Genomic DNA, 11,786 nt, shown 5'->3' on the forward strand with positions numbered 1-11,786 from the left:
GCAACCGACAGCAAAGGAAGGTGAAAGGCAAGTCCCTGCGTCTTGGCAAAAAAGACTTCGCAGGATGCTGCCTCACTGGTCTCGTAATCGGCAGCATCGACGATTTCAACCGCTTTTGAATCTTCACGCCGAGTTCTGTAACTTTGCAGGGCTTCGAACATCAGGAAGGATTCGGCCGTGGTCAGGTACTGTTGGTCCTTGATTGCTTCCGCGACACTGACGTCCCGCATCGAGCCCGAGACGTGCCAGTGGCGTGATTGTGGGTCGTCCAGATCCCTCTCGATCTGACAGGAGTAACTGGTGCACTCAAACCCCTGGATGATTCGTCGGCTTGGGCTGATCAGGGGCTCAGGGAAGGCGCGCAGCAATCGGAGTGAATCGCCGTAAAAGTCGCTCCAGTCATCCGCGTGAATCCGGTCTGGGAATATCCTGAGTCCGAGAAAAATACCCATTGCCCATCACCCATATAGCAATTTACTGCGCATTTTATAGCATCCACCAGGTGTCATTGGCAACATGATGCGATTCCCCCGGGGAAACCCCTTCTCGAACCTGCCACATTGCAAGTCAATGCCTCATGCTTACGCTAAGTGAGCGCCTTAAATATTGCGCCAAACTGGTGGGAAGCGGGAGCCGACTAGCGCGAGGCGCCGGCATCCCGCGTCGCACGCTGGAAACCTACCTGGCGGGCACAGCCGAGCCAAAGGCATCGCGCTTGGAGGCGATAGCGGTCGAAGCTGGCGTTAATGGTCACTGGCTGCTCACCGGTTGGGGAGACCCCATGGCGCCCCCGTCTGATCTGCCTGCAAATCACGTCCATGAATACGCAGGAAGCTACCGCGGGCCTGGAGAGGAAGGCAGCTTACTGCGCATACCGATACATCGCATGGGCAGCTTGAGCGCCCTCCAGGGGTGCGACGATTGCGAGTTGGGGTCACCTCGACTGGCGTTTTCGCGGCAATGGGTGATGGCTCAATGGGGCTTGTGCGAGCAGGATGCGCTATGCGTGGAGGTGGAGGGGGATGGCATGCACCCCACCTTATGTGACGGGGACATCATGTTGGTAGACCGACGAAACGCCTGGCCGCCGGAGGATGGCGTATACCTCATCTGCCTGGAAGGGGTTGTCCTGCTCAAGCGGTTGCAAAACCTGCCTGGCCAAAAATTACGGCTGACATCCGACCACTCGGCCTATGAGCCCTTCGAGATGAACCGTCAGGACTTTCAGTACACGGCGCAGACACGAATTCTGGGCAGAGTGATCTGGGTTGGGCATGGCCTATGAGGTAAGAGCGGTGTTCTTGCGGATCATGCAACTGGACACACCCTTAGAGTGTCCATCAGGCCAAGCTGGTGGGTCTGCGCCTCGCTGTGGCCTATCCCGAGGACGGGAAGCAGCAGGTCATTGAGGCTGCTCTCCACTTCAAGGTTGGGGAATCCCAGCGTGTAGAGGCGGTATCGACCATTAAGGGGACGGACACCTTTTCCCCGGTTGGATTGTGCCCGCCGTTTTTCGCCGGCAGGCCGGCTCCCACGGGGGCTCAGGTTGTTTCCACATCGAATGCCACGATCTGTCGCTGTTCGCGGGAAAACTCCACGCCGATCAGGTGGATGGGCTTGCCGGAGGCTCGGTACTTGTCGGCATAGCCTTTGGCTTTGATCTGCTCAAGCGCCCTGCCCTCAGGCAACTGTTCCACCACTTTGAATTCGAACAGGTAGATGTGCCCGCTGAAGTCCACCGCCATGTCCACCTTGCCGTGGTGGCTTGAGTCTTCCACCGTGACCTGGACCCCAAGGGCGGCGAAGTGGCTGTAGAAGACGCTGGCATAGTGGCTTTCGTACTGGGCAATGGGGTTGTTGCGATACCAGTCGTGGGGCAGGCCGGCGTAGAGGGCCTTGAGGTGGGCTTCCAGGCCCGCCAGGTCGTGACGCTGCAAGTGCTTGAACAGGGTGCGGCGTTCACGTGGGCCGTTCTCGACGCCCAGTGAAGGGAGCAGCGCATGGTTCAGGCTGGTTTCCACCTCGTGGTTGGGAAAGCCCAGAGTGTACTGGCGGTAGCCCAGCATGGGCTCCTTGATCTGCTTGATGGTCAGGTAGCCGGCCTGGAAAAGCAGCGCGTCGGTGCTGATGTTGTCCACATCGAACTGGCTGAGTAATTCATATTCCGTCTCCCACTGCTCCAGTGAAGGGGTGAAGACGCCACGTTGCTTGAGGACGTCGACCAGGAAGGTGGGCGTGGCGCTCTCGAACCAGTAAGGGCCGAACTCGCGATTCTGGAGCAGTAGCAGCGCATCGAAGGGGTTGTAGACCGATGTGACCTCGGGGCCACCCCAGCGGTAGCCGTTGTACCAGGTGCGGATCGCGTCGCGGTCCAGGCCGGGCAACTCCGGGGCGAATACGTTGTCGATATCCTCATCGGTATAGCCGCAGATCGTTGAATACTCAGGCAGCAGCGTGATATCGCGCAGGTTGTTCAGCCCCGAGAACAGGCTGACCTTGCTGAACTTGGACACGCCGGTGATCAGCACCAGATGCAGGTGCGGGTCCGCGTCCTTGAGCACGCTGTAGAGGTTCTTGAGCCCCTCGCGCAGTTCCCGGGCACGCTCTGGTTCCAGAATGTTGTCCAGGATGGGCTTGTCGTACTCGTCGATCAGCAGCACGACCGGCTTGCCGGTTTCCTGATGAGTGAGTTCCAGCAGGTCCGAGAATTCACCGGGAATATCCGTTTGGGGTGTGGCTGCCAGCTTGAAACGCTCGCGATGCTTGCGCAACTGATGGCGAATTCGCTCGTCCAGCTCGGCGCGGCTGCGCATCACCCCGCTGCCAAAGCTCAAGCGGATGACCGGGTATGTGGTCTGCCAGTCCCATTTATCATGAATGTACAGCCCCTCGAAGAGTGACTGACGGCCCTCGAACAGGCAGCGCAGGGTGTCCAGCAGCAGGCTTTTGCCGAAACGTCGGGGACGGGAGAGGAAGTAGTATTTGTTCTGCTGGATCAGGCGCTCAATGATCGGCGTCTTGTCCACGTAGTAGTACCCTCCCTCGCGGATCTCGGAGAAGGTCTGAATGCCGATGGGGAGTCTGAGACGCTGTTGGTCAGCCATGCCTGGCCCTCCAGGGACAAGTCTTGTGCCGGTCGCAGTCTATCATGGCCCCTGGCGGTTCTGCGCTTGTGTGGGAGCGGGCCTTTTGTGGGGGGGGGCTGGCCTCTGTGGGAGCGGGCCTTTTGGGGGCTCACGTTGTTTCCACGTCGAATGCCACGATCTGGCGCTGCTTGCTGGAGAACTCCACGCCGATCAGGTGGATGGGCTTGCCGGAGGCTCGGTACTTGTCGGCATAGCCCTTGGCCTTGATCTGCTCCAGCGCCTTGCCCTCGGGGAGTTGTTCCACCACCTTGAATTCGAACAGGTAGAGGTGGCCGCCGAAGTCGACAGTCATGTCCACCTTGCCGTGGTGGCTTGAGTCTTCCACCGTGACCTGGACCCCAAGGGCGGCGAAGTGGCTGTAGAAGACGCTGGCGTAGTGGCCTTCGTATTGGGCAATGGGGTTGTTGCGATACCAGTCGTGGGGCAGGCCGGCGTAGAGGGCCTTCATGTGGGCCTCAAGGCCTGCCATGTCAGTGGCTTTGAGCAAGCGCGGCAACCGGATGACCAACTCATCGAAGATGGCGTGACTGACGCCCAGCACCGGTAGCAAGGCTTCGTTGAGGCTCGTCTCCACCTCCTGGTTGGGCAGGCCCAGTTCGTAGAGCGGTCGGTTGGGGACTTCTTCGTGGATATTCTTCAGGGTGAGGTAGCCCGTCTGAAACAACAGGGCATCAGTGGAGATATCGTCCACATCAAAACGGCTAAGCAGTGCCGGGCGGCTGTGCCAGGCGGTGAGTGCGGGAGTGAAGACGCCGCGCTCTTTGAGCAGATCCACAAGAAACGTGGGGGTTGCGGATTCGAACCAGTAGGGGCCGAACTGGCGCTTTTGAAACAGCAGCAGTACATCGAAGGGGTTGTACACGGGGGTGATGCCTCGCCCACCCCAACGGTAGCCGTTATACCACTGACGGATGGCGTCACGGTCAAGCCCGGCAAGCTCCGGGGCGAACACGGTGTCGATGTCCGCATCGGTATAGCCACAGATCGTGCTATACGGGGCATCCAGGGTAATGTCGTTGAGATTGTTCAGCCCAGAGAACAGGCTGACCTTGCTGAACTTTGAAACACCGGTGAGCATGACAAAGTGCAAATGCGGGTCTGCATCTTTCATGACGCTGTAGAGGTTTTTGAGGCCCTCGCGCAGCTCGCGGGCGCGTTCCGGGTCCCGGAGGTTGTCCAGGATCGGCTTGTCGTACTCATCGATGAGGATGACGGGTCTTTGCCCGTGCTGGCGGTGTGCCGCCTTGATCAGATCGGTGAACTCGCCTGCGATGTCCGTGTCCGCAGGCGGGGGCAAGCCCAGCGCCTGGCGAGTGGAGTCAAGCTGGTAACGAATGCGGACATCGAGCTCGGCGCGGCTTTGCATCACGCCGCTGCCAAAGCTCAGGCGGATCACCGGATGGGTGGTCTGCCAGTCCCATTTATCATGGATGTAGAGCCCTTCGAACAGAGCCTTGCGGCCTTCGAACAGGCAGCGCAGGGTGTCCAGCAGCAGGCTTTTGCCGAAACGTCGGGGGCGGGAGAGGAAGTAGTATTTGTTCTGCTGGATCAGGCGTTCGATCACCGGCGTCTTGTCGACGTAGTAGTAGCCCCCGTCGCGGATCTCGGAGAAGGTCTGAATTCCCACCGGGAGCCTCAGGCGCTGATCGGTAGCCATGCTGGCCTCCAGAGTGAAACGTCCTGCCGGTGCAGGTTTATCACGGCAAAGGAAATGAAGAGAGGTAACGCAGCGGGGAGTTTATCATGGTGGCTTTTGTTCGGTATGATCGGGTCCGCACCCGTCAAGGCAGACTTCAGGTCGTTACATGCAGCAGTGGTACGTCGTCCGTTGCAAACCCCGTGAGGACGAGCGGGCCGAGATGCAGCTCGGCAATCAGGAATATGAGGTCTATCGCCCCCTCGCCCGCATGCGACGCCGGCGGGGTAACAGTGTGACTCATCGTATCGAGTCACTGTTCCCGGGTTATTTGTTCATCCACCTGGACGCCACCCAGGGTGACTGGAGCCCCATCCGCTCCACCCGAGGTGTGCTGGATCTGGTGCGTTTTGGCACCTACCCCACCCCCTTGCCTGACGAGATCATTCAAGATCTCCACCAGCGCGAGGACAAGGACCACGGCTGGGTGGATCTCACCGGCGCCAGCCGCTATCAACGCAATCAGGCCATCCGCATCGTTGATGGCCCCTTCGCTGGCCATGAGGCCCTGTTCCAGTCCCATAGTGGCCAGGATCGGGTTATCGTCTTGCTCAACATCATGCAGCAGTCGGTGCGCACCACCGTGCCGGAAGGCGCCATCACCCAGGCGTAGCGAAAAAGGGGACGGATTTATTTTCCCGCCGCTTTTGGCGGCGGGAAAATAAATCCGTCCCCTTTTTCGTACCCAGGATTAGGTTAAACTCAGGACGTTTGCACAGGGGCATCAAAGGGAGTGTTCATGCAGGTTGAATCGGGACAGCTATGGAGGCATTCGTTCAAGCGTTGGGGGGCGTTTGCGCACGATCTTGCCTGGATTCCGGTGGCTTTATTGCTGGCCTACTGGGCTCATGCCAACTTCCGGTTGATGACGCCGCCGGATTACGAAGGCTTTCTCACCCTGGCGCCGTTGGCCGTCGGGGTGCAGGCGGTGGCCTTCTGGGCCTTTGGCCTGTATCGGGGCATCTGGCGCTTTGCCTCGGTGCCCGATCTGATGCGCATCCTCAAGGCGGTATCCGCCGGGGCCATGGGGGTTGCCGCCCTGGTCTTTTTCCTGCGCGTGGAGGGTGTGCCGCGCACGGCGATCGTGCTGTTTCCCATCTTCCTCACCATGGGCCTGACCGGGCCGCGTCTGCTGTATCGCTGGCTCAAGGACCACAACCTGAAGCTGGCTCGCGAGGACGGTCAGCGCGCCCTGGTGATCGGTGCCGGCCGCGCCGGGGACATGCTCGTGCGGGACCTGCTCAAGGATGACCATTATTCACCCGTGGGGCTGCTGGATGATGCCCCCGAGAAATGGGGCCGGGAACTACACGGTGTGCGCATCCTGGGGCCTTTGACGCAGCTGGCAGCCACCGTCTCACGGCTCAAGGTGGACGTGGTACTGCTGGCCATGCCCTCGGCGCCGGGCCAGGTGATGCGCCAGGTGGCCGATACCTGCCATGACCAACAGGTGCGCTGCGGCACCCTGCCCTCGGTGAGCGAGATTGCCGAGGGGGTCTCCAGCGTAGCCCAGCTCCGGGACATCCGTATCGAGGACCTACTGGGACGCGACTCCATCAGCCTGGATGACAGCATCATCCGCCAGTTTGTGGATGGCAAGCGGGTGCTGGTCACCGGGGCCGGCGGGTCCATCGGTTCGGAGTTGTGCCGGCAGGTGTGCCATTACGCACCGGCCCAGGTGATCATGGTGGATCACGCCGAGTTCAACCTGTACACGGTGGATCAGGAGATCCAGCGGCTCATCCCGGCGGATCGGCTGCATACACTGATCGGGGATGTACGCCACGAGGGGCGGATGCGCGACATCTTCCGCCGTTTTCGGCCTCAGGTGGTGCTGCATGCGGCGGCCTACAAGCATGTGCCCCTGGTGGAACACAACCCGGTGGAGGGCCTGAGTACCAACCTGTTGGGAACCGCCACCGTGGCCGGCCTGGCCTCGGAGTTCGAGGCCGAGAAGTTCCTGCTGGTGTCCACCGACAAGGCGGTGAACCCCACCAATGTGATGGGGGCCACCAAGCGGGCGGCGGAGATGTGCTGCCAGGCCCTGCATGATCGCTCGAAGACGGCCTTCATCGTCACCCGTTTTGGCAATGTGCTGGGCTCGGCCGGTTCGGTGGTGCCCCTGTTCCGCAAGCAAATCGAGGCGGGCGGGCCCGTCACGGTCACGCACCCGGACATCACCCGGTTTTTCATGACCATCCCCGAGGCGGTCAGCCTGATCCTGCAGGCGGCGGCCATGGGGGAAGGTGGCGAGGTGTTCGTGCTGGACATGGGCGACCCGGTGAAGATCGATGATCTGGCCCGAGAGATGATTCGCCTGTACGACAAGGAGCCGGACGAGGATATCGAGATCCAGTACGTGGGCCTGCGACCGGGCGAGAAGCTCTTCGAAGAACTCTTCCACTGTGATGAGAACCTGGTTGGGACCGGGCACGCCAAGATCATGCGCGCCCAGACACGTTGCATCCAGGGCCCGTGGCTGGAGGATCACCTGGCCCACCTGCGCACGGCCTGTCAGCGCCAGGACGAGGCCGAGGTTCGCGAGCGACTGGGGCGACTGGTACCTGAATACGCGGGGCCTTCAACGCCACCTCAACCCGAGGGCAAGCTGGTTGAGGTGCTGGAGGAACGGCGTCCCCTGAAGGTGGCAGGAAGTTGAGCCACAGATGAACACCAAGTTGGAGCGTTCTCCCTCGAAGCCACCTGCCGGTGTTTCGGGAGGTTTATACTGGGATGCATGCACGATGAGGCCCTCGCTGGCACGCCTGTACCGGCACGTGCCAGAACAGGCGGGAGACCGCCGCTCACTCCCTTGATCATGGCAGGATGCGGCGGGCCCGAGCCAAGGCGCGGTACCAACTGCGTCGGGGCGCCGGCACCACCGGCGGGCGCTGGCTCAGCAGATTCATACGGGGCATTTCCTCGGCATTGCTCTGAGAGATCATGCTCAGTACCTGCTCCCGCGCCCCATAGGTCTCCGTAAGAAACTCACGGGCGTCCTCCGTGAGTTGAACCCGGTAGTGCTTTACCAAGGCCAGGGCCAGCCGTTCTGCGGCCTGGCTCATGTCCTGTTCCACATCCTGGGCCATGGCTTCACCCAGGGCGCGTTTCTCCTGTGCACTCATCCCCGGCTCCAATCCCCCCAGGTAACTGGCATTGGTGGCACCCACGCCTCGCTGCACCTCGGCACGGGAGAGCTGCACATGCGGCTCCAGTGCCAGGGCCACTTCCACAGCCAATTGACGTCCCCCCTCCAATGTCAGTGCGCGACGGCGGCCCTCATGACGCGTGAAGAAACGCCGTCCCCGTTTCTCCAAGTGTTCACCATGCAGATAATTGACGATGTGGCTGCAAAATGCCTCCCGGGCATCCTCGTCCAGGCTGATCACCTTCTCGACAATGCGCAGCCCCTTGCTGCCCGGTCCCAGGCGCAGTTGACCGGATTCCTCGCCAGAGCGTGCCACGATCCGCTCCCATTCCTCTGCCGCCTTGAGAAATTCCGCGTGCACACGGCCAATATCCTTGAAGGCCTCGTGAGCCATGCGGTACAACCGTACAGCGTTGGCGAGGATGTCACCTTGCCGCCGCACATCACCCAAGGTCACACCATTGGGGAGATTGTCGGCCCGGGCGCTGAGGTCAGCCAGGTCTCGTGTGATGCCATCCAGCGCCTTGAGGACACGCTCCACCAGAACCGGCGTTGACAGCCCTTCGGGCACCTCCTCGTAGGGCAGCGCTTCCACTTCCACCAGCCAGGAGGCCAACGCGCGGATGCGATTACCGCCCGCCGCCTGGGCAATGCGATAGCGGCTGCGCTGTTCCTCGAGTCGGTCCAGCGCCCCTGCCAGGCGCCATTTGCCACTGTAACTGAACAGCAGCATGGGAATCTCTCGGCCATTGATCAGTTCAAAGGCCAACACGAGCATGGATTCCACATCGGTCGCCGTCATCAACAGAGGATTGTCCTCTTCAATGGCCGCCATCACCCTTCCCAGGAAAAACTCATCCCTGGGTGTGCCCTGCTGCAGTTTGGGTGCCCCGCCCATGTAACGCTCGCGCAGAATGGAAGCGGCGATGGGGGCCACCGGCTGCAAGTCTGACAAGGCCTTGTCGAAACGCTCCCCTTGCTCCCGATGCAGGTCGCGGATGCGACTGTACAGACCCGCCCGACGCAGATGGTCGATATGCGCCAGACACTGGCCCAATGCCTGGTCACCAGTCAGCTCCTCACAGGCAAAGGCCACCCCATCCGGTGACAGATCCACCCGCTGCAACAGATGAACGGCTGCCTCGCGTCGGAGCACATCCGGCTCGAAGCCTTCCATGGAGAGATCCAGCACGGCGAGGATGAGATCGCCGAGGATGTCGATGGTTTCCAGCACATCCGCCCGGGCCTGCTCCTTGGTCACCCCGTGGGTGCTGTCGTAAACAATGGTAGCCAGCAGACCAATCAGGCCCGAGAGGACGGTGAAGCTCACAAAATAGGTCAACAGCTGAGTGGAGGGCGCATGGCCGTAGCCGATGTAGTACCCCCCGTAGAGGCCCAGTCCTGTCACTGGGCCAGCAGTCCAGACGATTTTCAGCAGGTTACGGGAGACACGCACGCGCCGGACGGCGCGCGTCACGCGCTCCACCTTCTCATTACCGGCCCGCCCCAGGGAGACGCCGTCCTGCTGTCGAGGACGGCGGAATCGACTGAACTGACTCCAGTTCACGTCAGGATTGCCCGATGGCGCTCATGGGAAGTGTCCTTGGACTGACGGTGCAACGGCTTGAGACGGGACACGGCCCTGTCGGTGAAACGTCAGCCCAGGAGACGCTTGCACACGTCATTTTGCAGATAGCCACGGAAGTCGTCGGCCAAATCCGGGTGTTTGAGGGCATATTCCACCGTGGCCTGGAGATAGCCCAGCTTGCTGCCGCAGTCATAGCGGGTGCCCTTGAAGCGCTGTGCCAGCACGCGTTGCTCACTCAGCAGATCGGAGATGGCATCCGTCAACTGGATCTCGCCCCCCGCCCCTTTGCCAGTGTTTTCGATCAAATCGAAAATGCGGGGCGTAAGAATGTAACGACCCACCACCGCCATGTTCGAGGGGGCATCGGCCGGGGACGGCTTCTCCACGATGGCCTTCACATCCCAGAGGCGATCGGACACCCGCTCCGGGCTCACCACGCCATACTTGTGAGTCTCGTCCTCAGGAACATCTTCCACACCCAGGATGCTGCAGCCATACTCCTCGTAGACGTCCACCATCTGCCTGAGGGCAGATCCTCCCCCCTCCCCATCGATCAGGTCATCGGCCAGGATCACGGCAAAGGGTTCATCCCCCACCACGGGACGGGCGCAGCCCACCGCATGCCCCAGACCCAGGGCCTCAGCCTGACGAATGTACACACAGGTGACATTCGGTGGCAGGATGTTGCGGACGATCTCCAGCATCTTCTCCTTGCCGCGCTCCTCCAATTCCGTTTCCAGCTCATAAGCCTTATCGAAATGATCGGGGATGGAGCGCTTGTTACGGCCGGTAACGAACACGAGCACATCAATCCCGGCCGCAACGGCCTCCTCGGCGGCGTACTGGATCAACGGCTTATCCACCACCGGCAACATTTCCTTTGGATTGGCCTTCGTGGCCGGAAGGAAACGCGTTCCCATGCCTGCCACGGGAAAGACAGCCTTGCGTATCTTCTTGTGCATAATGAGTCTTCAGCGTCCAGTTGAGTGGTAGTCGAAGCATGCGTGACTGCCCCACAAAAAGACAAGGGGCAGCGATGCTGCCCCTGGGTCCTTTTCATTGGGAGACGGGTTCCGGGGATTATTGTGAAACGGTCACATCTTCGTCCAGGGTGATGGCGCCCAGATTGATCTCCACAGTCCGAGCACCGATGCCGGGCACCTGCGTCAGTTCATGCACCGACCGGAAAGGGCCATGCGCTTCACGATGCTCCACGATGGCCCGTGCCTTGGCTGGACCCACGCCCTGCAACGCTTCTGACAAGGCCTGGACGTCCGCCCGATTGATGTCCACGGTGCCGCCCGCGTGCAGACCGCCCGCGGTGAACGTGCAAAGAAAAAACAGGATAAAAACGGAGAGATGCTTCTTCATGACCAATTGCCTCCTTGGCATATCCATGGTTTGAGGTGAGCCAGTCTGTCCTGCCATCCTGTGACTCACCCAAGCTATCTTACCCGAGTTGACGAGTTCTTCAAGCCTCCATGACCGCTGCCAACTCCCCATGGATGTCCGCAAGCACGGTGGCCGGGTCCTGTGCCCGGGTAATCGGACGACCAATGACCAGGTGCGTAGCTCCATCACGCAGGGCATCCGCCGGAGTCACGATGCGCCTTTGATCACCGGCCTCGCTACCGCGGGGGCGAATTCCCGGCGTCACCTTGAGAAATGCCGCGCCCAGATCCTCTCGCAGCGCGGCGGCCTCACGGGCAGAACACACCACACCATCCAGGCCGCTTTCCTGAGTCAACCGGGCCAGGAAGCGTGCCTGAGCATCCACCCCGCGACCCACACCACAGGCTCCCAACTCCGCGTCATCCATGGAGGTGAGTACCGTCACGGCAATCAGCAAAGGCCGGTCCACACTGCCTTCGAGAGCCTCGCGTGCCGCCTCCATCATGCGTTGCCCCCCACCGGCATGGACGTTGATCATCCACACACCCAGGGCCGCGGCCGCGCGACAGGCGCTCGCCACGGTATTGGGAATATCGTGAAATTTAAGATCCAGAAATACCTGAAAACCTCGGGCCTGCAAGGCCTCCACCAGCGCAGGACCCGCTGCCACAAACAACTCGAAGCCCACCTTGAGACGGCACAATGCAGGATCCAGTGGTTTCACGAAAGACAGCGCTGAATCCGCGTCGGGAAAGTCCAGGGCGATGATGATGCGAGGATCCGTATTTTCAGTCAGCATGGCGGTAGCGTGGGCTC

Annotated in this window: 10 protein-coding genes; 3 read left to right on the top strand and 7 right to left on the bottom strand. The window is 60.9% G+C overall.

Annotated elements, in window-relative coordinates:
- Positions 1-452 (bottom strand): hypothetical protein (locus tag LPW29_RS07480; RefSeq protein ID WP_238627498.1); only part of this gene is annotated, 452 nt, incomplete at its 3' end.
- Positions 453-886: 434 nt separating this feature from the next.
- On the opposite strand from LPW29_RS07480, the gene LPW29_RS07485 reads away from it, so the two are divergent.
- Positions 887-1,285 carry a S24 family peptidase gene (locus LPW29_RS07485; protein ID WP_238627499.1) on the top strand — a complete coding sequence of 133 codons (399 nt, stop codon included), beginning with the start codon at positions 887-889 and terminating at the stop codon, positions 1,283-1,285.
- Between the two features lie 256 nt (positions 1,286-1,541).
- Here the strand turns inward: LPW29_RS07485 and LPW29_RS07490 are convergent, their stop codons facing one another.
- Both LPW29_RS07490 and LPW29_RS07495 read right to left on the bottom strand, forming a co-directional pair.
- Positions 1,542-3,104, bottom strand: coding sequence for an ATP-binding protein (locus LPW29_RS07490; RefSeq protein WP_238627500.1), 1,563 nt, complete (start codon positions 3,102-3,104; stop codon positions 1,542-1,544).
- Between the two features lie 130 nt (positions 3,105-3,234).
- On the bottom strand, positions 3,235-4,803 hold the full coding sequence (locus tag LPW29_RS07495) for an ATP-binding protein (RefSeq protein WP_238627501.1): 1,569 nt from the start codon (positions 4,801-4,803) through the stop codon (positions 3,235-3,237).
- Between the two features lie 148 nt (positions 4,804-4,951).
- Here LPW29_RS07495 and rfaH point away from each other — a divergent pair, with 148 nt between their 5' ends.
- Together rfaH and LPW29_RS07505 are read left to right on the top strand one after the other, a co-directional pair.
- Complete coding sequence (gene rfaH, locus LPW29_RS07500; RefSeq protein ID WP_090250423.1) at positions 4,952-5,455, top strand: transcription/translation regulatory transformer protein RfaH; 504 nt, start codon at positions 4,952-4,954, stop codon at positions 5,453-5,455.
- Positions 5,456-5,581: 126 nt separating this feature from the next.
- On the top strand, positions 5,582-7,501 hold the full coding sequence (locus tag LPW29_RS07505; protein WP_238627502.1) for a polysaccharide biosynthesis protein: 1,920 nt from the start codon (positions 5,582-5,584) through the stop codon (positions 7,499-7,501).
- Positions 7,502-7,658: 157 nt separating this feature from the next.
- Here the strand turns inward: LPW29_RS07505 and LPW29_RS07510 are convergent, their stop codons facing one another.
- The 4 genes from LPW29_RS07510 to pyrF form a co-directional block, all read right to left on the bottom strand.
- Positions 7,659-9,557 carry a hypothetical protein gene (locus LPW29_RS07510; protein WP_238627503.1) on the bottom strand — a complete coding sequence of 633 codons (1,899 nt, stop codon included), beginning with the start codon at positions 9,555-9,557 and terminating at the stop codon, positions 7,659-7,661.
- A gap of 89 nt (positions 9,558-9,646) precedes the next feature.
- A complete protein-coding gene (gene galU / locus LPW29_RS07515; protein WP_238627504.1) occupies positions 9,647-10,540 on the bottom strand; it encodes a UTP--glucose-1-phosphate uridylyltransferase GalU in 894 nt (297 codons plus the stop codon).
- A gap of 118 nt (positions 10,541-10,658) precedes the next feature.
- Entirely contained in the window at positions 10,659-10,949 is a 291-nt protein-coding gene (locus LPW29_RS07520) for a ComEA family DNA-binding protein (protein ID WP_238627505.1), read from the bottom strand.
- A gap of 100 nt (positions 10,950-11,049) precedes the next feature.
- Positions 11,050-11,769: an orotidine-5'-phosphate decarboxylase gene (gene pyrF, locus LPW29_RS07525; protein ID WP_238627506.1), complete on the bottom strand. Its 720-nt coding sequence runs from the start codon at positions 11,767-11,769 to the stop codon at positions 11,050-11,052.
- Between the last annotated feature and the right edge of the window lie 17 nt (positions 11,770-11,786).

Origin of the sequence: Ectothiorhodospira sp. 9100 (assembly GCF_022227565.1) — a bacterium.
GTDB classification, from domain to species: domain Bacteria; phylum Pseudomonadota; class Gammaproteobacteria; order Ectothiorhodospirales; family Ectothiorhodospiraceae; genus Ectothiorhodospira; species Ectothiorhodospira marina.